The organism is Streptomyces chartreusis NRRL 3882 (genome assembly GCF_900236475.1).
Classification (GTDB): Bacteria; Actinomycetota; Actinomycetes; order Streptomycetales; family Streptomycetaceae; genus Streptomyces; species Streptomyces chartreusis_D.
Genome location: NZ_LT963352.1, coordinates 1434937 through 1456317 on the forward strand (window position 1 = coordinate 1434937; position 21381 = coordinate 1456317).

Genomic DNA, 21381 nt, shown 5'->3' on the forward strand with positions numbered 1-21381 from the left:
TTACCAAGCTAACACTTGGCATTCTCTCGGCGAACTGGCTGACAGTGCGGTTCAAGCCACGAATATAAGAAGCAGTGACTTGTTATCCACGAGTGAGAAGGCCAGGGTGGAACCTCCAGCCCCGCCCCACCTGGCGTGGTCGCCGTCCCCGGGAGGACCTCTTGCTCTTACACGCCGTCAGTCGCTCCATGCGGCGTCGACTCGGCCTGGTGGCCCTGCTCCAGACCGGGCAGATGCTCGCGATGCTCTGGCTTCCCGCGCTGAACGCGGACGTCATCGACGACGGCGTGCTCAGAGGCGACAGTGGCCATGTCGTCGAACTCGGCATGGTGATGCTGGCCGTGACCTGTGCTCAGGTGCTCTGCGCGGGCGGTGCGGCCTACCTGAGCGCCACCATCGCGCTGGCCTGGGGACGGGAGCTGCGCCAGGCCGTTTTCTCCCGGATCCTGGCGCTGTCGGCCCACGAGGTGAGCCGTATCGGCCGGGCCGGTCTCATCACGCGTGGCACCCAGGACGTGCAGCAGATCCAGCAACTCGCCCTCAACGCCCTGACGGTCATGGTGGTCGCCCCGCTCACCGCGGTGGGCAGCGCCGCACTGGCCCTGCGTCAGGACGCCCCGCTGGGGCTCGTCCTCTCGGTGGTCCTGCCGACGCTCACCGTGGCGCTCTGGCTGGTCCTGCGCCGGACGCTGCCGCTGTCCGCCGCCGTGCAGCAGCGCCTGGACCACATCAACCGGATCATGCGGGAACGCCTCGCGGGCATCCGCACCACCCGGTCGTTCGATCGCGACAGCCATGAGGAGGCCCGCTTCCGGATCGCCGACCGGGCGATGATGCGCACCGGTCTCGCCCTCGGCCGGGCCCAGGCCCTGATCATGCCGACGTTCACCGTCGTCATCGAGCTGTCCTCGATCGCGGTGCTGTGGTTCGGCGGTGTGCGCGTGGCCGCGGACGACATCGAGATGGGCACGGTCATCGCCTTCCTGCACTACCTGTCCCTGATGCTCCAGGCGGTCATGATGGCCATGGGCGTCTTCCTCCAGGCCTCGCGCGCCGGGGCCAGTGTCGGGCGGGTACAGGAGGTGCTCCGGACCGGGGCCACCGTCGACCTGCCACGGCAGAGCGTGGGCAGGCCCGTCCACCCGCCGGGGGTGCTGATCGAATCCGTGGGCTTCCGCTACCCGGGCGCTCAGGACGCCGCGCTGCACTCGGTCTCGCTGACCGTGGCTCCCGGTGAGACGGTCGTGCTGACCGGCGCGGTCGGCAGCGGCAAGACGACCCTGCTGCACCTGGTGGCCAGGCTGGGCGACCCGGACGGCGGCAGGATCGCCGTGGGCGGGCGGGACGTGCGCGCACTGGACCGCGACACGCTGGCCGAGGCGATCGGCCTCCTCACACAACGGCCGTACCTCTTCTCGGGCACCGTGGCCGAACACCTGCGCCGAGGCGCCCCCGAGGCCGACGACCGGGCGCTGTGGCGGGCCCTGGAGCTGGCACAGGCCCGGGACTTCGTCGAGGCGACCGGTCACGGACTGGACGCCCCCGTGAGCGCGGGCGGCGCCAACCTGTCCGGCGGGCAGCGGCAGCGCCTGGCCATCGCCCAACTGCTCCTCAAGCGGCCGTCGGTGTACCTCCTCGACGAGCCCTTCTCCGCCCTGGACGCCGGCACCGCCGCACGGTTGCGCGCCGTCCTCGACGACGAGACACGCACCGCCGCGCGCCTCGTCGTCTCCCAGCACATGGCGACGCTGCGGGCGGCGGACCGCGTGGTCGTGCTGGACCGGGGCCGCGTGGTCGGACAGGGCCCGCACGCCGACCTCCTGGCGGACAACACCGTCTACCGGGACATCGTGCTCGCGCGCGGCGGCCGAGTGGAGGCGTCGTGACTGTCGGGAAGGGCCGTGCCGACGAGCACGAGAAGGAGGGGCCCCAGGAGAAGGCGCCGTCCGCCCGGCCGGCGCTGCGTCTGGTGACCGCCGCGGCGCACGACCGCACGAGGCTGGTCGCCTGTCTCCTGCTCAGCGCCCTCAGCGTCGGGCTGTCCCTGGTCGTCCCCCGGCTGCTGGGCGCGGTCACCGACCTCGTGGTGGCCGGTGTGCGCGGTGCCGGCGGTGTCGACCTCACGGCGGCCGGCAGGCTCCTGGTCCTGGCCGCGGTGCTCGTCCTCGCCTCGGCGGCCGCCGCCTGGGGGCGTGGCCGGCTGGCCCAGAGCGTGGCGCAGGGCACGGCCTACCGGCTGCGGGAGGCGGTCTCGGCCAAACTGTCCCGGCTGCCGATGGCCTACCTCGACGGCAGGCCGCGCGGTGACGTCCTGTCGAGGATGACGAACGACATCGAGAACACGTCGATGACCCTCCAGCAGGCCCTCACCCAGATCACCGCCGCGCTGCTCACCCTGGCCGGACTGCTCGCCGCCATGCTGTGGCTGTCCCCGGCGCTCACGGTGGTGGCGGTGGGCATGCTGGTCTCTTCCGCACTCGTCACGCAAGCACTCGCCCGGCACTCGCGTCCGCAGTACGCGCGGCAGTGGGATGCCGTCGGCGAGGTGAACGCCTTCGTGGAGGAGGCCGTCACCGGGCACACCGAACTCGTCGCCGGGGGACGCACGGACAGGGCCGGGCAGGCGTTCGCCGAGCGGAACCGCCGGCTCTACCGGGCCGGTCTGCGCGCCCAGTTCCTCGCCGGGGTGATGAGCCCCGCGACGACGTTCATCGGCTACCTCGGCTACGTGCTCGTCGCGGTCCTGGGCGGTGTGCGCGCGGCGAGCGGCGAACTGTCCGTCGGCGACGTCCAGGCGTTCGTCACCTACACGCTCCAGCTCGGCGGCCCGGCATCGGCCGTGGCATCCGTCGTGGGTGTGCTCCAGTCGGGCCTGAGCTCGGCCCGGCGCGTCCTGGTTCTCCTCGACGCGCCGGAGACGCACGAGCCCGCCAGGACGACCGCGCGTCCGCACGACGTCTCCGGGCGGATCCGGTTCGACGACGTCACCTTCGGATACACACCCGACCGCGTGCTCTTCGAGGGCCTCTCGTTCGAAGCGGCCCCCGGGGAGACAGTGGCGATCGTCGGCCCCACGGGCGCGGGCAAGAGCACGGTCGTCAACCTGCTCCTCGGCTTCCACGCGCCCTGGTCCGGACGCGTCCTGCTCGACGGCACGGACATCGCCGAGCTGCCCCGCGACATCCTGCACCGACGGGTCCGTGCGGTGCTCCAGGACCCCTGGCTGTTCACCGGGACCATCGCCGAGAACATCGCCTACGGAGTCGACCACGCGAGCGAGGACGACATCCGTCGGGCGGCCCGGGCGGCCCGCGCCGACCACTTCGTCCGGGCCCTTCCCCACGGGTACGCCACCGTGGTGGGCGAGGACGGCGGTGGTCTCAGCACCGGCCAGATGCAGCTCATCGCCCTCGCCAGGGTCTTCCTCTGCGACCCGGAGGTACTGGTGCTGGACGAGGCGACGAGTGCGGTCGACGCCCGCACCGAACTGCTGATCCGCGAAGCCACCGCCCGCCTGCGCCGCGGACGGACCAGCATCGTGATCGCCCACCGGCTGTCCACGGTCAGGGACGCGGACACCATCCTCGTCATGGAGGACGGACGCGTCGTCGAGAGGGGCCGGCACGCCGAACTCGCGGCCCGCAGCGGCCGGTACGCCGCGCTCCACGCCCGACTCGACGGCGGCTGGTCCGACACGACCACGTGAGGCCCGTCGGCGAAGCCCGCCGTCACCCGGTTTATCAGCTCCCGACCACTCCTTGAGCCCCGGCCAGCACGATGAGGCCCGTCGGACCCGGTCGGCGCAGGCGACCGGCGCTGGGGCATCGAGGCTGGGGAGTGAGCATGCGAGACCACCGCGTCATCCTGGTGACCGGTGCGACCTCAGGCATCGGAAAGGCCGTCGCGACACTGGCGGCGGAGCGCGGCATGCGGGTGGTGCTGAACTCCGCGCGCTCCCCGGACGCGGGCACCGAGCTGGCCGCCTCCCTGCCGGGCGCCCACTACGTCCAGGCGGACGTGGGCGATCCCGCGCAGGTGCGCACCCTCGTCGAGCGTGTCGAGCAGGAGTGCGGACGTCTCGACGTGCTGGTCAACAACGCCGGGGTGACGCGCCGCATCGCACACCGGGCGGTCGACGAAGTCTCGTACGACGTCTGGCGCGAGATCCTCGACGTGAATCTCATCGGGACGTGGTCGACGACCCAGGCCTCCGTGGACATGCTGCGGCGCGCACGCGGCGTCGTGGTCAACGTGTCCTCCGTGGCGGGGGGTCGTCCGGTGGGCAGCTCCATCCCGTACGCGGTCAGCAAAGCGGCCGTCAACCACATGACGCGCCTGCTGGCGGCCGCACTCGGTCCGGAGATCCGCGTCAACGCGGTCGCTCCGGGACTGATCGACACCCCGTGGACCGCGGACTTCGGCGACATCAGGGAGCACGCGGAGTCGGTGACACCCCTCCGCCGCATCGGAACCCCCCAGGAGGTGGCGGAGTCCGTGCTCTGGCTGGCCGGCACCTCATACACCACCGGCGAGGTCCTGGGCGTCGACGGCGGCGCCCACCTGGTCTGAACGGAAGGGCTGGACGACGGCATGGAACTGGCAGTGAACATCGGCCTCGACGGCGCCCTCCCCCTCGCCCGAGCGGCGGAGGAACTCGGATACCGGACCGTACTGGCCTCCGACAACTTCCGCAGTGACGCGCTCACCGTGCTGTCCTGCGTCGCCTCGCACACCCGGCGCATCGGCCTCCTGCCCGGAGTGCTGCAACTCCCGGCCAGGAGCCCCGCCGCGACCGCCACCGCGGCCGCGTCGCTGCACGTTCTGTCGCAAGGTCGCTTCAGCCTGGGCCTGGGGGTCTCCAACCCGGACGTGTCGGAAGGGTGGCACGGGGTCGCGTTCGAGCACCCGCTGGGCCGGCTCAGGGAGTACGTCACCATCGTGCGCAGGGCTCTCGCCGGCGAGGAAGTGCGCTTCAGCGGTGAGCACTTCCGTCTTCCGGCAGGCGATCGGCACCGCAACACGCCCCTGCGGCTCGGCATGGCCCCCGGGGACGCCCGCGTTCCCGTCTACCTCGGGGCCTCGAGCCCGGGGACACGCCGGCTGGCCGGGGAGATCGCGGACGGGTGGATCGGCGCCTTCACCACCCCCGAGGACGTGGCCGACGCGGTGACGCAGATCGGCCGGGGCAGCGTGGGCGGTACCAAACGGCCCTTCGATGTCCTGCCCTGTGCGGCCACGTACATCGACGACAGCGTCGAGCGGGCCGCCGCTGCCTTGCGGACGCACTACGCGGGCCTACTCGGCGTCGGAGACCCCGCGACGAACTTCTTCTGCCGGCTCCTGCGCCGGTACGGCTTCGCCGACGCCCCCGAGGAGATCCACGCCAGGATGCGCGCCGGCGACCGGGCCGCGGCCGCCGCGGCCGTCCCCCTGGAATTCATCGACATGACCGCCCTCGTCGGACCGCCCCGCCGGGTGGCCGCTCGGATGCGCCGGTACGCCGACGCCGGTGCGAGCTGTCTGGGAATCATGATCACGGCGGCACAGGTGGAGACGCCGGAGAAGATCCGGCAGTTGAGCGAGGCCAAACGGGCCCACGCCCTGTTCATGGCGGAACGGGCCACGGCCTGCCCGCCGCCGGGCCGCCCGGTTCACCACCCCGCGTAGCGATCCCCGAACCGCCCTCCGGACGGAAGGAAACATCTCATGTCCCTGTGGGGAACTGCCGTCGAGCCACCCGCCGCCGTGGCCGACCTCGCCGCGACGGCGGCGAAGTACGCGGAACAGGCCGAGGAGCAGCGCAGACTGCCGCCGGACGTCGTGACGGGACTGCGCGGCGCCGGCTTCGCCCGGCACTTCGTGCCCACCGCCTTCGGCGGCTCCCAGGGCGGCTACGAAGAGCTCCTCGACCTGGTCGTCCCCGTGGCGGCCGCCTGTCCCTCGACGGGGTGGAGCGCGTCGATCGCCGCCCACACCGGACGCATGGCGGTCCATCTGCCGGAGCGGGGGCGGCGCGAGGTCTGGGGCGAGCATCCCGACGCCCTGATCGCCGGGGCGCTCGTGCCGTGCGGGACCGCCACGCGGGTGTCCGGCGGCTGGCGGGTCACGGGACGCTGGGCCTACGTCAGCGGAGCCGACTACTCCGACTGGGCCCTGATCTGCGCCCCGGGCGCCGTCGGCAGCGAGTCACAGCCCTGGTGCTTCGTCATTCCCCGGGAGCACTACGAAGTGGCGGACACCTGGTTCAGCGTCGGGATGCGGGCCACGGGCAGCAACACCGTGGTGGTACGGGAACTCTTCGTACCGGAGCACCGGTCCTTCACCCGGGCCGCCCTCGAAGCCGGACTCCGGGCCGGTGACGGGCCGGTGAGCTGCCGTGCGCCGCTCAAGGCGGTGAACGGCCTGTCCTTCGCTGGGCCTCTGTTGGGCGCCGCGCGGGGACTGGTGGAGCACTGGGTCGACTGGATCGGCCGCAAGGTCGACACGCACACCGGAGCTCCCGCCCGCGACCGTGTCTCGGTGCGCACCGTGCTCACCCGCAGCAGCGCCGAGGTCGAAGCCGCCGCTCTGCTCCTGCGCTCCATCGCCCGGGCGGCGGACTCGGGTTCCGATCTCCGCTCGGCCGTCCCCCGGCACCTGAGGAACTGGTCGTTCGCCACCGAGTTGCTGCGCGACGCGGCCGAGCGGATCTTCGTGGCGTCGGGCACCGCGGGGCAGGACGAGGGCGACCGGGCCCAGCGGTTCTGGCGGGACATCCATTCCGGCGCCAGCCATTTCGCCCTTCAACTGGAACAGGCGAGCGGCCCGTTCGCGCAGGCCGTCTTCGCCCCGTCGAGTCAGCACCCACCGACCGAAGCGAAGTGAGGACGACACCATGGACCACACCCCGCGGGATCAGGCCTCGTACGACAGCGACGGCGGCCACGTCCTGTTCATCCTGCTCGACACCCCCGGCCCGAAGGAACAGCGCGACCTCGCCGCGGCCGTGCAGGAACACATCGACACGTGGGTGCGCCACTGCCCCGGGTACGTCTCGACGCGACTGCACCTGGCGGCGGACGGCCGGACGGTCGTGAACCACGCGGAATGGACCGACGAGGACCACTACCAGCGCAACTTCCTCCAGGATCCGCGCAAGCGGGAGCTCGACGCCTCCATCGCCCGGCACGCGACCTCGGCGCCGAGGCCGATCCCCTGCCAGGTGTTCCGGCATGACTGACGACACGGCGGGCGCGCCGCGCGTCCGCCCGGCCGAACTGGTCGGGGTCTGGCAGCTGGTGGCGTTCCGTGAAGTCGACGACGAGGGCGGCGGCACGGTCGAAGGTCCGCTGGGAGCCGATCCCGGAGGCCTTCTCATCTACGAACCGAACGGCGCCATGTCCGTGTCGATGATGCGACGCGCCGGACAGCACGCCGAGGCCGCCGGACCGGCTGACGGGCGGCCGCGCACCACCGAGTACATGGGATACGCGGGCACCTGGCGGCTGGAGGGGACACGGCTAGTGCACCACGTGGAGGTCAGCACCCACACCTACCAGCTCGGGCAGGACCTCGAGCGCGAGGTACGCCTGCGGGGGGACCGGCTGGAGCTCATCGGCCGGGCACCGGTCGGGGGTCGCGTCCGGCAGCGTGTGCTGACCTGGCGACGCCGTACGTCGGACGGGGCCGACGGGGCGCCGGCCTCCGCCGGATACGCCAGGGGCCCGGGATGACGTCCGCGGAAGGGCTCAGCGGGAAGGTTGCAGTGGTCACGGGTGCCGGCCGGGGGATCGGCCGCGCCGTCTGCGAGGAGTTCCTCCTCGCCGGCGCGTGCGTGGTCGCGGGAAGCCGCACGGCCGGGGCGGACCTTGCCGACCTGCCCGTTGCGGATGCGGACCGGCTGTACGCCGTGGACGTCGACCTCGCCACCCCCGACGGCCCCGGTCGCCTGGTCGGCACGGCCGAACACCGCTTCGGCCGAGCGGACATCCTGGTGAACAACGTGGGCGGATTCCCCGGCGGGGAGCCTCGCTTCGGCGGCTTCCGGTCGGTCTCCGACGACGACTGGATGCACACGGTCGAGTTCAACCTGCTGACCACGGTGCGCGCGGTCCGGGCCGTCCTGCCCCTGATGCTGGAACACTCCGGCGGCTCGATCGTCAACGTCTCATCGGTCAACGCGCGGCTTCCCGCGCCCAACGTCGTCGACTACGCGGCCGCCAAGGCCGCCCTGAACAGCCTGTCGAAATCCCTGTCCGCCGAGTTCGCGGCAGAGGGCATCCGCGTCAATACGGTCTCACCGGGTCCCGTGCGCACGCCCCTGTGGACGGCTCCGGGCGGGCTGGCGGAGCAGGCGGCCGAGGCCATGGAGCTCACGGACGGCGAAGCGGCCATGAAGGCCATGGCCGACGGCATCGGCGGGATCCCGCTCGGCAGGTTCGCGGAGCCCGGCGAGGTCGCCCGCCTGGTGCGGTTCCTGGCGGGACCGGCCGCCGCCTACATCACGGGGAGCGAGGTCGTCATCGACGGCGGCCTGCTGAGAACCGTCTGACCGCCGTCGGCGGTTCCGAGTGCGTTCCCACCCGATTGAACACTCCACAACAGACGGAGGATCCATGAGTGCACAGCAGCGCGAGGTGGTCCTGGTGACCGGTGCCACCAGCGGCATCGGCATGGCCATCGCCCGGCAGTTCGGCCGGCGCGGCGCGAGCCTGTACATCTGCTCGCGTGACGAGGAGCGGCTGAACGCCACACTGAAGACCCTCCGCGACGAGGGAGCCGAGGTCGACGGCGAGACGTGTGATGTGGCCGAGCCCGAGGACGTGCGCCGGTTCGTCGCGTCGGCGGTACAGCGCTACGGGCCGGTGGACGTACTGGTGAACAACGCGGGGCGCAGCGGCGGCGGGGCCACGGCCGAACTCTCCGACGAGCTCTGGTACGACGTGATCAACACCAATCTGAACAGCGTGTTCCTCATGACCAAGGAAGTGCTGACCAAGGGGGGCATGCTGAAGAAGGAGTCCGGACGGATCATCAACATCGCTTCCACGGGCGGCAAGCAGGGCGTCGTCCACGCAGCCCCGTACTCCGCCTCGAAGCACGGAGTCGTCGGGCTCAGCAAGGCGCTCGGCCTGGAGCTGGCCCGCACCGGCATCACGGTCAACGCGGTCTGCCCCGGCTTCGTGGAGACGCCCATGGCGGAACGCGTGCGGGAGCACTACGCGGCGATCTGGGGGGTCTCGGAGGAGGAGGCCTTCGAGCGCATCACCAACAGGGTGCCGATCGGCCGGTACGTCACCCCTGAGGAAGTGGCCGCCATGGTCGAGTACCTCACCGGTCCGAGCGCCTCGGCGGTCACGGCCCAGGCCCTGAACGTGTGCGGCGGGCTGGGCAACTACTGAGCCCGACCGCCGGTGAGGCAGCACTGGGAAGGGACCACCATGGCCTTCAGCGGACCGCTCGAACCGATCGACCTGGACGACGACGTCCTGGCGGAGTACCTGCGCGAAGCGGATGTACCCGCCCTGTTGCTGACGCTGGTACAGCTCACCGGCGATCTCTCCCTGCTGCCCTCGGGCACGGCGGGGCGCGGCTGGCTGCACCAGGAGCAGGGCGGGCTGTCACCGGACCGGCAGGACGCCGTGCGGGCCAGGGCCCTGCGGGTGCTGCGCGATCTGCGGGACCGCCGCTTCCGGGCACCTCCTTCGGCACCGGACCCGGATCTGCTGCACACCGCCAGCTCATGGGTCATGGGCCGTGACACCACGGACCTCATGCCGCTGCTCAGGGAGCAGGTGCAGCCACCCGGCTCGGACACCGGCGCACCGGACTGGAAGCTCGACGAGACGGCCGCGCGGGACTTCCGGGTGGTCATTGTGGGAGCCGGACCCAGCGGACTGCTCGCGGCCCACCGGCTGTCCCAGGCGGGGGTTCCGTTCGTGGTGTACGAGAAGAACGCCGAGGTCGGCGGGACGTGGCTGGAGAACACCTACCCCGGGTGCCGGGTCGACGTCCCGAGCCATCTCTACACCTTCGCGTGCGCCACCCGGACCGACTGGCCCGAACACTTCTGTACCCAGGAGGAACTGCTGGGCTATTTCCGGACGTTCGCCACGGAGTTCGGGCTCTACGAGCACATCCGGTTCCGCAGCGAGGTGACGAGCGCCCAGTGGGACGAACAGCGGCGGGAGTGGTCCCTGGAGGTGACGACGGACCAGGGCCCGGTGCGGGACCGGGCCCGGGCCGTCATCAGCGCGGTGGGGCAGCTCAACCGGCCGCGGCTGCCGGACATCCCCGGGCGCGACACCTTCACCGGGCCGGCCTTCCACTCCGCGCGCTGGGACGCGTCGGTGGATCTCGCCGGCCGACGGGTCGCCGTGATCGGCACTGGGGCCAGTGCCTTCCAGTTCGTCCCGGAGATCGCCGAGGCGGCGCGCCACCTGCTGGTCTTCCAGCGCACCCCACCGTGGATGCGCCCCAGCCCGGACTACGGCAAGCCCCTGTCCGAGGGCGCCCTGTGGCTGTTCCGGCACGTTCCCCACTACGCCATGTGGTACCGCTTCGTGCTGGCGGCTCCCGGACTCCAGGGGGCGCCCTGGGTCGTCGACCCTCGGTACCCGGTGTCGGAGCGGGCCGTGTCGGCGGAGAACGAGCGGGTCCGAGCGGTGCTGGTCGCCGCCATGGAGGCCCAGTTGTCGGACGCCCCCGAGCTGCTGCCCCGGGTCATCCCCGGCTATCCCGTGGGCTCCAAGCGGGTGGTCAGGGACAACGGCCGGTGGTTCGCCACGCTGAAACGCGACGATGTCACCCTGGTCACCGAGCCCGTCACCGAGATCGACGCGGGCGGGTTGCGCACGGCTGACGGCGCCCGGTACGCGGCGGACGTCATCGTCTACGGCACCGGTTTCCAGGCCGACCGCTTCCTGGAGCCGATGTCCGTGACGGGCCGGGGCGGAGCCGATCTGCACAAGTCCTGGAACGGCGACGCCCGGGCCTATCTCGGCACGACCGTTCCCGGCTTCCCCAACTTCTTCTGCCTCTACGGCCCCAACACCAACCTCGTGGGGCAGGGCAACAGCATCCTGTTCTTCTCCGAGTGCGCCGTGACCTACGTGATGGACGCGCTGCGGCGCCTCACCGGCCCGGGGCGCCCGTGCATGGAGGTCCGGCAGGACGTGCACGACCGCTACAACGCCTGGATCGACGAGGCCACCCGCGAACGGGCCTGGGGCTGGACCTCCGTACGCACCTGGTACGTCAACGAGCACGGCCGTTCGCCGCAGAACTGGCCGTTCTCCGCGCTCGAGTACTGGCAGCGCACCCGTGCCGTCGATCCGGGCGACTACCTCATGGAATGAGCGTCTCACCACCCCGTCCCAGGAGCGTCTTGATGTCTGCCCCCACTACTCGCCGGAACTCGGTCGAGACCGGGCCGCCACCGCCGTTCGATCCCGAGCTGGCGGCCGAACTGCCCTCGCTGACCGCGTCGGTGCCGTCCTCGATCACCAGCGACATGATCCCCGAGCTGCGCAGGCGCAGTCCCCGGGGACCCACGGACGAGGAGCTGTGCCGTCACGGAGCGTTCACCGTCGAGGAGCGATCGGCCCCCGGACCGCCCGGGGCTCCCCCGGTCCCGCTGCTCGTCTGCCGTCCCACCCGGGCCGCTGCCGCCACCGCGGCGGTCTACTACATCCACGGCGGCGGGATGTTCTTCGGTGACAACCGCTCCGGACTGGCGGACATCATGGACTGGGCCGGGGAGTTGGCGCTCTCGGTCGTCTCGGTGGAGTACCGGCTGGCGCCGGAGACACCCCACCCCGGTCCGGTCGAGGACTGCTACGCCGGTCTGCTCTGGACGGTGGCGCGCGCGGACGACCTGGGCATCGATCCGGACCGGCTCGTACTGGCCGGGCGCAGCGCCGGCGGCGGTCTGGCCGCCGCGGTCGCCCTGCTGGCCCGTGACCGCGGTGGCCCTCGGCCGGCCGGACAGCTGCTGGTCAGCCCCATGCTCGACGACCGCAACGACAGTGTCTCCGGGTGGCAGATGTCGGGCCGTGGGGTCTGGGACCGGGCCAGCAACGAAACCGGCTGGGCGGCCCTGCTCGGCCCGGCCCGCGGCGGTCCGGACGTGCCGTACTCCGCCGCGCCGGCCCGGGCCACCGTCCTGTCGGACCTGCCAGCGGCGTACCTCGACGTCGGTTCGGCGGAGACCTTCCGTGACGAGAGCATCGCCTACGCGGACCGTCTCTGGCGGGCGGGTGGGCAGGCTGAGCTGCATGTGTGGCCGGGGGCCTTCCACAACTTCGACGCCCTCGTCCCCCGGGCCCGAATCTCGCGGGAGGCCCGGAGGGCACGCCTGGGCTGGCTGCGGCGGCTCCTCGGCGCACAAGGCCGCGCATAAGGGCCGGTGCGGGCATGAACGAGCCCCGGTGGATCGTCGATCCACCGGGGCGTCCGCGGTTCCCGCCGGCCGGCTCGTGGCCGGGTTCTCCTGCGCTCAGCCGGCGGCGGCCCTGTCCGGTGCCCGTACGTGGTCGTGCCCGACCACCCGGGACCTTGTCCTGAGACGTCCGTTCTCGTAGGCGAGGACGTCACTCACCACACAGCTCGGCGCGATCTCCGGAATCCGCTCGCCCTCGGTGGTGACGACCAGCGCGTACATGGTGGTCTCGATGGTTCCGTCCCCTTTGTCCACCACCCCCAGCATGTTGAACCAATGACGTCGCTGTACCCGGCGGCCCTCGAAGCGCCTGTGGAACTCCTCGAGTTCCCTGACGATCCCCGCGGGAGTACGGGCCGCCGGCCGGCCAGGAGTATGAGTGAATTCTCCGTCAGGCGTGAACGTCGATGCATACCCCTCGAAGTCTCCGTCGTCCAGCATCCTCATTTGCTCCGCGTAGAACTGCTGGACAGTCACGTACAGGTCGGTGAAGCTCTGTCCGGATTCCATGCTCTGCAGGATGTGCGGTGTTCCTAGAGGGCCACTCAAGGAACGCATGCGGCACCCACGACCGCGCGCGGAGGGTCACGAGGGAGGGGCGACGAACCGGAAGCCCACACCACGGACGGTCTCGACCCAGTCGCGGTGGCCCAGCTTTCTGCGCAGGGCGGCGATATGGGAGTCAAGGGTCCGGGACCTGCCCACCCATTGTTCGGCCCACACCGTTTCGCCGATGTACTGACGGGTGAAGACCCGGCCGGGTGAGGAAGCCAGCAGAACCAGGAGTTCGAATTCCTTGCGCGTCAGACTCACCGGGGCGCCCCCCACCGACACGACGTGTTGCCGCAGGTCCACCAGCAGCGGTCCGTGCCGCAGGACCTCGTTCTGCATGGTCGGTATCTGGTCGTCCCTGGCGGCGCCCGCCGTTCCGGGTCGGGCGACCTGTTGTGAGGTGCGGCGCAGCACCGCCGTCATTCTCGCCAGCAGTTCGTGGAGCCGGTAGGGCTTCACGACGTAGTCGTCCGCGCCCAGTCTCAGGCACAGCACCTGGTCGAACGAGTCGGAGCGACCGGTCACGGCGATGATCGGGACGTGGGTGCGGTCGTGGAGCCGGCGGCACAGTTCGAGGCCGTCGATGTCCGGCAGGTTCAGATCGAGGAGAATGATGTCCGCGGTGTCGGCATCACGCAGCGCTTCCAGGCCCAGCGCGAGATGCCGGACACTCCAGCCGTGTTCCTCCAGCCCTTCCGTCAGCGCTTCGGCAACGGCTAAGTCGTCTTCCACCAGAAGAGCCTTCACTCACAAACCCCGTTCGGTGACTCGTGTACATCGGTCAGGCCCCCCTCTGTTACCGCCATCCATAGTGCCCTCCGCCCGCTCCTCGGTACACAACGGGCTCCACCCGTAAGCGGAGCCTTTTCCGGATTGGCGGCCTTTTGCCATGGCAAGACGCCGACAACTGTCCGAAACACGTCGTGTCCCGAGGAACTCCCCACTCCCTGACCGTGGCGGTGTTCGTAACGGTGTGTGTGCCGGCCTGGTTGCTCGTTTACATTCGGATGAGCGAGACATCGGACGACTCGTCGCTGGAGGAGGCCACCGAGTCGTCCGCCGAGGGTGCCGAGTGGCGTCGGTGACCGGATACGGGGAAGGGGGACCGTACGGGTACTGCCGACTGGGGACGTGGAAGTCGGCCTGGCTGCGCGGCCGGGCACCGCGGCGAGCCGCCGGCGGCAGCTCGGGCGTGCTGACGTTCTCACCGCCATCCTCGGTGTCGGCGATCGGTTCGGTGGCTGAGGGAAGCCGCTAAGGAAACGGAGGCTTCAGTGCGCGCCAGAGTACTCACGGCCCTGCTCGCCTTCGCGGTACTCGCCCTCGCCGGCTTCACCGTGCCGCTCCTGACCCTCACCGCATCCGAACGCACTCAGCAACTGACAGTGGCGCGCTCCGGCACCCTGGACCGTTTCGCCACGCTGACCGACCAGGCCGAGCGCACCGGCGACACCAGGGCGCTCGTCGCCGAGGCCACGCGCTACACCCAGCTCTACGGGGAGGCCGTCGTGATCGTCGACGCCCATCGGGCGCCGGTGGCGCAGACCGGCGGCATGCGGGCGTCCGACCCCGTGGTGGGCCGGCTGGTGGACGCGGCACTGCGCAATCAGCCCGTGTCCCCCACGAGCACGCTGCGCCCGTGGAATCGGGACGACCGGCTGTTCGCCCGGCCTGCGGGCAGCGGGACACGGGTGACCGGCGCCGTCGTCCTGCGTGCCTCGGTGGACGCCGCCGCTCATGACATCTCCGTCCGCTGGGGCCTCATCCTCCTGGGCACGGGCCTGGTCGCCGTGGCCTGCGTCGTGCTCGCGCTGGCCGCGACCCGCTGGGTGGTGCGTCCATTGCACCGCCTCGACCGCGCGGTCGGTGAACTCGCCGCGGGCCTCCCGCCACGGCAGACCCAGGTCGGCGGGCCGCCCGAACTGCGCAAGCTGGTCACCGGCTTCAACCGCATGGCCGACACCGTCACGGCCGCCCTGGATCAGCAGCGGCGTCTGGTGGCCGACACGTCGCACCAGCTGCGCAATCCTCTGACGGCTCTGCGACTGCGGGTCGATTCGCTCGGGTCACGGCTGCCCCCCTCCGCCTCCCGCACCTACTCGGGGGTGACCAGCGAACTGGAGCGCATGGAGCGGCTCCTCGACGATCTGCTCGCTCTCGCCACCGCGGAGCAGCGGGCCGGGGAGCTGACCGTCAACGGCAGGCGGAGAGACGAGCGCTGTGACGCGGCCGCGGTCGCCTCGGACCGGGTCCAGCTGTGGCGGCCGGTGGCCGACCAGGGCGGCGTGTCGCTCCGGGCGCACGACTCGCCGATCGCCATGGCGGCCTGCACGGAGACGGAGCTGGCCCAGGTGGTCGATGTCCTGGTGGACAACGCGCTCAAGTACGCCGGCCCGGGGTCCGAGGTCGTGGTCGACGCCGCCTGCGAAGGCCCCTGGGCGGTGCTGGAGGTCCAGGACAACGGCCCGGGTCTGACGAAGGAGGAGCTCGCCCACCTCGGTGACCGCTTCTGGCGGAGCGGCCGGCACCGCACGGTGCGCGGCAGCGGTCTGGGGCTGGCCATCGTCGAGCGGATCGCCGCTGGACGGGGCGGACGGCTCGACTTCCGTGCGGTCTCCCCCCACGGGTTGAGCGTGCGGGTCTTCCTGCCGCGGGCCCCGGCAGGGACCCGCTTGGGGGACGGCCCGGGCAATGCCCCGTGCACGTCGTGCGGTCCCCCGCCCGAGGACACGAGGCTCACGGCCGGGGTGCCGTGCGCTCGCCACCGGCCGTCGGTGATGTTTCCGGGCCCGGACCAGGTGGGGGGTCGGGTGGGTTGACCGTGATCCGTCGCAGGCCCCTGCTGCGATTCGGCCTGGCCGCCGTGTCCACCGGTGGGCTGCTGAGCGGTCTCACCGCGGACGAGCCGCACCTGGGCACGGACCGGGCGGGCGTCCTGCGCATCGCGTCCGGCGAACCGAGCGGGTTCTACGCGGCGTTCAGCCGTCTCCTCGCCGCCGAGTGCGCCGAGGCCGTTCCGCCCATGATCTGTCGCCCCGTGTTCACCGAGGCCAGCGTGGCCAATGTGGGACTGCTGGGCACCGGACGTGCCGAACTGGCGATAGCTCTGGCCCACACGGCAGCGGCCGCGATGGCGGGCAACGCGCCCTTCCACGGGCGCACGCCGCTGCGCGCGCTGGGCCGGGTCTACGAGAACTACCTGCAACTGGCCGTACGCGCGGACTCGGGCATCCGCAGTCTTCCGGAACTGGCCGGGAGGACCGTCTCGCTCGGAGCCCCGGAATCAGGCGGGGCGGCACTCGGCGGGCAGTTGCTGCGCGCGGCCGGCCTGACGCCGGGGAAGGACGTACGGGTCGTCCATCTGTTGATGCCAGAGGCGGCGCGTGCCCTGCGCAGCGGCACGATCGACGGCCTGCTCGTGGCGGGAGGCGTGCCCCTGCCGCTGCTGTCGGGGCTGGACACCCGGCCCGGCTTCCGGCTGCTCCCGCTGGCGGACCTGCTCCCCGGGCTGCGCGCCCTGGGCGGACCGGACGACGACTGGCTGGAGGAAGTGACCGTGCCGTCGGACGCCTACCAGGGAACGGCCGGTGTCGCCACGATCGGTGTGGCCAATCTCCTTCTGTGCCGTCCCGATCTCCCCGACGCAGTGGCCGCGGCGGTCACCAGGCTCCTGGTTCTCCGCGCCGACCGCCTGGTCCCCGAGGAGTCGGTTGGCACACAGTTCCTCGACGCGCCGAGCCTCATCGCCACCGGCGCCGTTCCGCTGCATCCCGGTGCGGTCGCCGCCTACCGGGAAGTGCACGGCTGAGTTCCGGGCTGCGGACGCTACCCGGCGCGCTGGGCACGAATCATGTCCCGGTACCAGTAGTAGCTGGACTTCGGGATCCGCCGCAGATCGTCGTAGTCGACGTAGACCAGTCCGAACCTCTTCGCATAGCCGTAGGCCCACTCGAAGTTGTCCAGCAGGGACCAGCAGAAGTAACCGCGGACGTCCACTCCCTCCGCCATGGCGGCCTGGAGCGCCCCGAGATGGGCGTCGACGAACTCGATGCGTTCGGGGTCGGGAACGGAGCCCGTCGCGTCGACGACGTCGCGGTACGCCGCGCCGTTCTCGGTGATGTAGACCGGAGGCAGTGCGTAGTCCTCGTCGAGCCGGCGCAACAGCCTGGTCATCGCGGCCGGTTCGACCGGCCACCCCATCGCGGTGCGCGGCAGCTCCGCCGGCGCCACGCGCTCCACGTCGATGTCGGCCGCCGTCCGGAAGGCGGGGTCCGGGTCCGCCGTGGGCGCGTACTTGGCGTAGGCCGGTGCGTAGACGTTCACCCCGAGGAAGTCCAGGGGCTGCCGGATCAGCGCGAGGTCGTCCGCATCGCGGAATCCGAAGTCGCTGATCTGCGACCACACCTCCGGTTCCCCCTTGGGCCAGGTTCCGCCCAGGAGCGGATCGGTGAACACCCGGTTCTGGAGAAGGTCGAGCCGCTCGGCGGCGGACAGATCGGCCGGGTCCTCCGAAGCCGGCGTGACGTCGCTGAGGTTGAGGGTGATGCCGAACTTCTCCTCGCCACGTTGCTGTGCCCGCATCGCCCGCACGGCGAGTCCGTGCCCGACCATCAGGTGATGTGCGGCCGCCAGTGCTCCATGTCCTTCCCGGGCGCCGGGAGCGTGTTCGCCGGTGGCGTGCCCCAGGAAGGCGACGCAGTAGGGCTCGTTGAGGGTCGTCCACCAGGTGACGCGGTCGCCGAGCGCGTCGTGCACGAGCGCGGCGTACTCGGCGAAGCGCTCGGCGGTGTCCCGGACGCGCCACCCGCCACGCTCCTCCAGGGCCTGGGGCAGGTCCCAGTGATAGAGCGTCGGCCATGGTTCCACTCCCTCGTCGAGGAGTTCGTCGACCAGCCGCTGGTAGAAGTCGATTCCCCGGCGCTCCACCGGTCCGCGGCCCTCCGGCTGGATCCGGGGCCATGCCACCGAGAAGCGGTACGCCCCCACTCCGAGATCACGGGTCAGCGCGATGTCCTCGCGGAACCGGTGGTAGTGGTCGCAGGCGACGTCACCGTTGTCCCCCCGGGCGATGGTCCCCGGCGTGTGGGAGAAGACGTCCCAGATGGATCGGCCGCGGCCGTCCTCGTCGACGGCTCCTTCGATCTGGTAGGACGCCGTCGACACTCCCCACCGGAAATCGGCCGGGAACCTACGCAAGTCCTTCTCGGCAGACAATGTTTGCAGCCCTTTCCCTCGAAACAGCGGGCAGAACACTCACGTGCCGATCGTCGTGGCGTCGATGACGAGGCGGTACCGCGCGTCGCCGTCCCGGACACGGCGGTACGCCCACTCGATCTCCGCCGCGTCGACCACTTCCACCTCCGTGGAGATGTCGTTCTCCGCGCAGAACCGGAGCATCTCCTTGGTCTCGGCCGACCCTCCGATCATCGAACCGGCGATGGCCCTGTTCCCCGCGATGAGCGAGAACGGGTCACAGCTGAGCGGGACCCCCGGGGCTCCGATGTTGACCAGGACCCCTCCGGGCCGGAGCGCGGCGAGGTAAGGGTCCATGTCCAGCGGCGCCGAGACGGTGTTCAGCATCAGGTCGAACCGGTTCCGGGAACCGCCGAGACCGGATGGGCCCTCGGTCGCCAGGTGGTCGACCGCTCCCAGCCGCCGGGCGTCGGCACGTTTCTCGCCGCCACGGCTGAGGGCGGTGACCTCGGCCCCCATCGCGGCCGCCATTCTCACCGCCAGGTGCCCCAGCCCGCCGATGCCGACGACGGCGACCTTCCGGCCGGCGACCGGACCCCAGCGGCGCAGTGGCGAGTACACCGTGATCCCGGCGCACAGGAGCGGGGCGGCACCACTGAGCTCGATGCCGTCCGGGATGCGGTGCACGAACGGCTCCCGGACGACGATGCTCCGGCTGTACCCGCCGTAGGTCAACGATCCGTCGTAGGCACGGGAGTTGTATGTTTCGACGACCCCGTCGACGCAGAACTGCTGCTGGTGGCCGACGCAGTGCTCACAAGTCCCGCAGGAGTCGACCATCACGCCGACGCCGACGCGATCTCCCACCCGGTACGCCGACACGTCCTCACCCACGGCGCCGACCACGCCGGAGATCTCGTGTCCCGGGACCATCGGGAAGACTCCGTTGTCCCAGTCCCCCTGGACCCGGTGGAGGTCGCTGTGGCAGATCCCGGTGAAGGCGATATCGATCTGCACGTCGTCGCCACGCGGTTCGCGCCGGTCGAGCGTCGTGGGGACGAAGGGGCCGCCCGCGACGTCGACGGCCAGAGCGGGCGTCTTCATGACCGGGACCCCGCCGGTCCTGCGGGACAGCTGGTCACGACTCACCTCGCAGCCATGCGACCTGTTCCGCGGACAGGTCGATCTCGACGGCCCTGAAGCTCGCGCGCGACTCCGCGAGCGTCTTGGGCCCGTACATGGCGAACGTGGGGAAGGGCTGGTGCAGTACATAAGCCACGGCGATCGCCGAGGGCGAGACTCCGTGGTCACGGGCCAGCTTCTCGGCTCGCCGCTTCCGCTCGAAGTTCTCGCACCCGTAGAAGCACCGCACCAGCAGTTCGTCGGTCAGGTCCGAGGGATCGGCCCGGACGAAGAAGTTGCGGGAGCGGGCCGACCAGGCGAGCAGGGGCATCTGCCGTTCGGTCAGCCAGCGCATCGACTCCGCGTCGCACGCGTCCAGGCAGCCGGGCCACGGCAAGTCGTGGGGCTCGGCGAGACCGAAGTAGTTGCTGAGCACCGAGAAGCCGCGTTTGCCGTTGGCGCGTGCCCAGGCGTTGGCCTCCTCCACCCGTTGGATCGACCAGTTCGAGCCGCCGAAGACGCGCACCAGGCCGGCGTCCGCGTGCTCGTTGAGGACGTCGACGAACTCGCCGGCCGGTATGTCCTCGTTGTCGCGGTGCAGCAGGTAGACATCGAGGTGACCGGTGCCCTGTCTGTCCAGGGACTCCAGGAGCTGACGGCTCAGCGCCTCCGGGTTGCAGTCCGGCGTGTGGGCACCCTTGCCGATCACCACCACGTCGTCACGGATGCCACGGTCGGCGATCCACTTGCCCAGTCGGCGCTCGGCCTGGCCGTCGAGATAGAAGTGGGCGGTGTCGAACACGTTGCCGCCGAGCGTGACGTAGTGGTCGAACAGCGCGGACGCGGTGGAGAGATCGGGCTGGTGGTCGCATCCCATGACGATCCGCGAGAGCGGCTTGTCCAGCCCCTCGATCCGCCCCGGGCCGCGGTGGTCCGCCCCACCGACCGGCGCGGGGACACTCAGCGGGTACGCGGACACCGTGGTGATCGTCGCGTCGTCCCGCTCGAACGGGTAGCGGACCCCGATCGCCGCGCGCCACCGGTCGAGAGCCGCGGTGTTCCCCAGGGAGTCTTCATTGCTGAGCTGCTCCGGCTCCGGGCCGCGCACGCTCTCGGCGAAGGCGTCCATCTGAAGCGCGTACGCGCCCGACGCAGGGAACGTGCGCTGTTCCGGCAGGTGTCCGACACGGCGGATGATCACCTGAGGACTCGTGGAGAGCGCCCAGGGGTCGAGCATCTCGATCGTGCCCTTCGACCCGACGATCTGCACGGTGTTGTTGTCGACCATGCGCACACCGGTCCGCAAGGACGCCGTCACCCCGTTGCCGAACCGCATCCGCGCGATCGCCCACTCGTCGACGCCGGCTTCGCCTACGCTCCCGTCGGCGGTGAGGCTCACCGGCTCAAGGAAGTCGACTCCCGCCGCGGCACCCGCGATCGCACGCGCGATGGACATCGGATAACACCCGACATCCAGGATCCCGCCACCGGCGAGCTGCGGATCGAACAGACGCCCGGTGAGGCCTCCCGCGTCGGGGATGACCAGGTCGGCGGTGACGATCGTGGGCGCCTTCGGGTCGGTGGGTACGAAGAAGGCGAATCCCGCGTCGATGTGACGCACCTCGCCGATCTCACCGGTGCGCACGAGTTCACGGGCCGCGGCCATTTGCGGGTGGAAACGGAACATCATGGCCTCGACCACGCGGACTCCGGTGTGCTGCGCGGCGTCCACGACCGCCATCGCCTGCGCGTGGTTGACCGTCAGCGGCTTCTCGCACAGCACGTGCTTGCCGGCTGCGACGGCCCGCATGGCGAGCCGGGCGTGCGTGGTGTGGACCGTGGCGATGTAGACCGCGTCCACCTGGGCAGAGCTGAGCACGTCGTCTTCGGTGCCCCAGATCGGGTCGCCCGCGAAGAGGTCGCCGACCTCGTCGCAGAGCAGGCGGGCCTGCTCCGGATCTCGGTCGCCGATCGCGCGCAGCTCGCACCGCCGGCTGTCCGGCAACTGTTTCAGGAACCGGCGCGCCATGTTTCCGGAGCCGAGGATCGCCAGGCGCAGTGCGGCCGAGTCCTTCTCGTTCTTGATCGTGGGCATG

At 71.0% G+C, this 21381-nt stretch carries 18 protein-coding genes; 13 read left to right on the top strand and 5 right to left on the bottom strand.

What is annotated here, in order from left to right:
* Window positions 1–188 precede the first annotated feature (188 nt).
* The 11 genes from SCNRRL3882_RS06485 (at window position 189) to SCNRRL3882_RS06535 (ending at window position 12379) form a co-directional block, all read left to right on the top strand.
* Window positions 189–1886 (top strand): ABC transporter ATP-binding protein, encoded by a 1698-nt coding sequence (locus SCNRRL3882_RS06485; RefSeq protein WP_029180780.1) that lies wholly within the window; start codon window positions 189–191, stop codon window positions 1884–1886.
* Window positions 1883–3706, top strand: coding sequence for an ABC transporter ATP-binding protein (locus SCNRRL3882_RS06490; RefSeq protein ID WP_010034378.1), 1824 nt, complete (start codon window positions 1883–1885; stop codon window positions 3704–3706). Before SCNRRL3882_RS06485 ends, SCNRRL3882_RS06490 begins: the two co-directional genes overlap by 4 nt.
* A gap of 137 nt (window positions 3707–3843) precedes the next feature.
* Window positions 3844–4569, top strand: coding sequence for an SDR family NAD(P)-dependent oxidoreductase (locus tag SCNRRL3882_RS06495; RefSeq protein WP_010034380.1), 726 nt, complete (start codon window positions 3844–3846; stop codon window positions 4567–4569).
* 21 nt (window positions 4570–4590) lie between these two features.
* Entirely contained in the window at window positions 4591–5667 is a 1077-nt protein-coding gene (locus tag SCNRRL3882_RS06500) for an LLM class flavin-dependent oxidoreductase (protein WP_010034381.1), read from the top strand.
* A 39-nt stretch (window positions 5668–5706) separates the two neighbouring features.
* Complete coding sequence (locus SCNRRL3882_RS06505; protein WP_010034382.1) at window positions 5707–6864, top strand: acyl-CoA dehydrogenase family protein; 1158 nt, start codon at window positions 5707–5709, stop codon at window positions 6862–6864.
* 10 nt (window positions 6865–6874) lie between these two features.
* Window positions 6875–7219 (top strand): antibiotic biosynthesis monooxygenase, encoded by a 345-nt coding sequence (locus tag SCNRRL3882_RS06510; protein ID WP_010034383.1) that lies wholly within the window; start codon window positions 6875–6877, stop codon window positions 7217–7219.
* Window positions 7212–7712, top strand: coding sequence for a lipocalin-like domain-containing protein (locus SCNRRL3882_RS06515; protein ID WP_010034384.1), 501 nt, complete (start codon window positions 7212–7214; stop codon window positions 7710–7712). Before SCNRRL3882_RS06510 ends, SCNRRL3882_RS06515 begins: the two co-directional genes overlap by 8 nt.
* A complete protein-coding gene (locus SCNRRL3882_RS06520; protein WP_029180781.1) occupies window positions 7709–8530 on the top strand; it encodes an SDR family NAD(P)-dependent oxidoreductase in 822 nt (273 codons plus the stop codon). The genes SCNRRL3882_RS06515 and SCNRRL3882_RS06520 overlap by 4 nt, the downstream gene beginning before the upstream one ends.
* 64 nt (window positions 8531–8594) lie before the next feature.
* A complete protein-coding gene (locus SCNRRL3882_RS06525) occupies window positions 8595–9380 on the top strand; it encodes a 3-oxoacyl-ACP reductase (RefSeq protein WP_010034390.1) in 786 nt (261 codons plus the stop codon).
* A 39-nt stretch (window positions 9381–9419) separates the two neighbouring features.
* A complete protein-coding gene (locus tag SCNRRL3882_RS06530; RefSeq protein ID WP_010034394.1) occupies window positions 9420–11336 on the top strand; it encodes a flavin-containing monooxygenase in 1917 nt (638 codons plus the stop codon).
* Window positions 11337–11368: 32 nt separating this feature from the next.
* Complete coding sequence (locus SCNRRL3882_RS06535; protein WP_010034396.1) at window positions 11369–12379, top strand: alpha/beta hydrolase; 1011 nt, start codon at window positions 11369–11371, stop codon at window positions 12377–12379.
* 96 nt (window positions 12380–12475) lie between these two features.
* On the opposite strand, the gene SCNRRL3882_RS06540 is transcribed toward SCNRRL3882_RS06535, so the two are convergent.
* Together SCNRRL3882_RS06540 and SCNRRL3882_RS06545 are read right to left on the bottom strand one after the other, a co-directional pair.
* The gene (locus SCNRRL3882_RS06540; protein WP_010034398.1) at window positions 12476–12928 is read right to left on the bottom strand and encodes a nuclear transport factor 2 family protein; all 453 of its coding nucleotides are present in this window, start codon (window positions 12926–12928) and stop codon (window positions 12476–12478) included.
* Window positions 12929–13003: 75 nt separating this feature from the next.
* Complete coding sequence (locus SCNRRL3882_RS06545) at window positions 13004–13702, bottom strand: response regulator transcription factor (protein WP_010034399.1); 699 nt, start codon at window positions 13700–13702, stop codon at window positions 13004–13006.
* Between the two features lie 542 nt (window positions 13703–14244).
* Between SCNRRL3882_RS06545 and SCNRRL3882_RS06550 the strand changes: the two genes are divergently transcribed.
* Together SCNRRL3882_RS06550 and SCNRRL3882_RS06555 are read left to right on the top strand one after the other, a co-directional pair.
* Window positions 14245–15789, top strand: a complete 1545-nt coding sequence (locus tag SCNRRL3882_RS06550) for a sensor histidine kinase (RefSeq protein WP_010034400.1) — start codon at window positions 14245–14247, stop codon at window positions 15787–15789.
* Complete coding sequence (locus SCNRRL3882_RS06555; RefSeq protein WP_010034401.1) at window positions 15786–16778, top strand: TAXI family TRAP transporter solute-binding subunit; 993 nt, start codon at window positions 15786–15788, stop codon at window positions 16776–16778. The genes SCNRRL3882_RS06550 and SCNRRL3882_RS06555 overlap by 4 nt, the downstream gene beginning before the upstream one ends.
* Window positions 16779–16795: 17 nt before the next feature.
* On the opposite strand, the gene SCNRRL3882_RS06560 is transcribed toward SCNRRL3882_RS06555, so the two are convergent.
* Genes SCNRRL3882_RS06560 through SCNRRL3882_RS06570 form a run of 3 tightly spaced genes read right to left on the bottom strand, consistent with a single transcriptional unit; the run spans window position 16796 to window position 21380 of the window.
* Window positions 16796–18184 carry a GH1 family beta-glucosidase gene (locus tag SCNRRL3882_RS06560; protein ID WP_102514757.1) on the bottom strand — a complete coding sequence of 463 codons (1389 nt, stop codon included), beginning with the start codon at window positions 18182–18184 and terminating at the stop codon, window positions 16796–16798.
* A 39-nt stretch (window positions 18185–18223) separates the two neighbouring features.
* Window positions 18224–19267 carry an NAD(P)-dependent alcohol dehydrogenase gene (locus tag SCNRRL3882_RS06565; RefSeq protein WP_010034407.1) on the bottom strand — a complete coding sequence of 348 codons (1044 nt, stop codon included), beginning with the start codon at window positions 19265–19267 and terminating at the stop codon, window positions 18224–18226.
* A gap of 34 nt (window positions 19268–19301) precedes the next feature.
* Window positions 19302–21380: an aldo/keto reductase gene (locus tag SCNRRL3882_RS06570; RefSeq protein WP_010034409.1), complete on the bottom strand. Its 2079-nt coding sequence runs from the start codon at window positions 21378–21380 to the stop codon at window positions 19302–19304.
* Window position 21381 lies beyond the last annotated feature (1 nt).

Excerpts from the sequence above, each read along its gene's own strand:
- SCNRRL3882_RS06525 (WP_010034390.1), top strand. The coding sequence starts at position 8,595 with ATGAGTGCACAGCAGCGCGAGGTGGTCCTGGTGACCGGTGCCACCAGC.
- SCNRRL3882_RS06510 (WP_010034383.1), top strand. The coding sequence starts at position 6,875 with ATGGACCACACCCCGCGGGATCAGGCCTCGTACGACAGCGACGGCGGC.
- SCNRRL3882_RS06520 (WP_029180781.1), top strand. The coding sequence starts at position 7,709 with ATGACGTCCGCGGAAGGGCTCAGCGGGAAGGTTGCAGTGGTCACGGGT.
- SCNRRL3882_RS06570 (WP_010034409.1), bottom strand. The coding sequence starts at position 21,380 with ATGCCCACGATCAAGAACGAGAAGGACTCGGCCGCACTGCGCCTGGCG.
- SCNRRL3882_RS06495 (WP_010034380.1), top strand. The coding sequence starts at position 3,844 with ATGCGAGACCACCGCGTCATCCTGGTGACCGGTGCGACCTCAGGCATC.
- SCNRRL3882_RS06485 (WP_029180780.1), top strand. The coding sequence starts at position 189 with ATGCGGCGTCGACTCGGCCTGGTGGCCCTGCTCCAGACCGGGCAGATG.
- SCNRRL3882_RS06500 (WP_010034381.1), top strand. The coding sequence starts at position 4,591 with ATGGAACTGGCAGTGAACATCGGCCTCGACGGCGCCCTCCCCCTCGCC.
- SCNRRL3882_RS06535 (WP_010034396.1), top strand. The coding sequence starts at position 11,369 with ATGTCTGCCCCCACTACTCGCCGGAACTCGGTCGAGACCGGGCCGCCA.
- SCNRRL3882_RS06540 (WP_010034398.1), bottom strand. The coding sequence starts at position 12,928 with ATGGAATCCGGACAGAGCTTCACCGACCTGTACGTGACTGTCCAGCAG.
- SCNRRL3882_RS06505 (WP_010034382.1), top strand. The coding sequence starts at position 5,707 with ATGTCCCTGTGGGGAACTGCCGTCGAGCCACCCGCCGCCGTGGCCGAC.
- SCNRRL3882_RS06565 (WP_010034407.1), bottom strand. The coding sequence starts at position 19,267 with ATGAAGACGCCCGCTCTGGCCGTCGACGTCGCGGGCGGCCCCTTCGTC.
- SCNRRL3882_RS06530 (WP_010034394.1), top strand. The coding sequence starts at position 9,420 with ATGGCCTTCAGCGGACCGCTCGAACCGATCGACCTGGACGACGACGTC.
- SCNRRL3882_RS06515 (WP_010034384.1), top strand. The coding sequence starts at position 7,212 with ATGACTGACGACACGGCGGGCGCGCCGCGCGTCCGCCCGGCCGAACTG.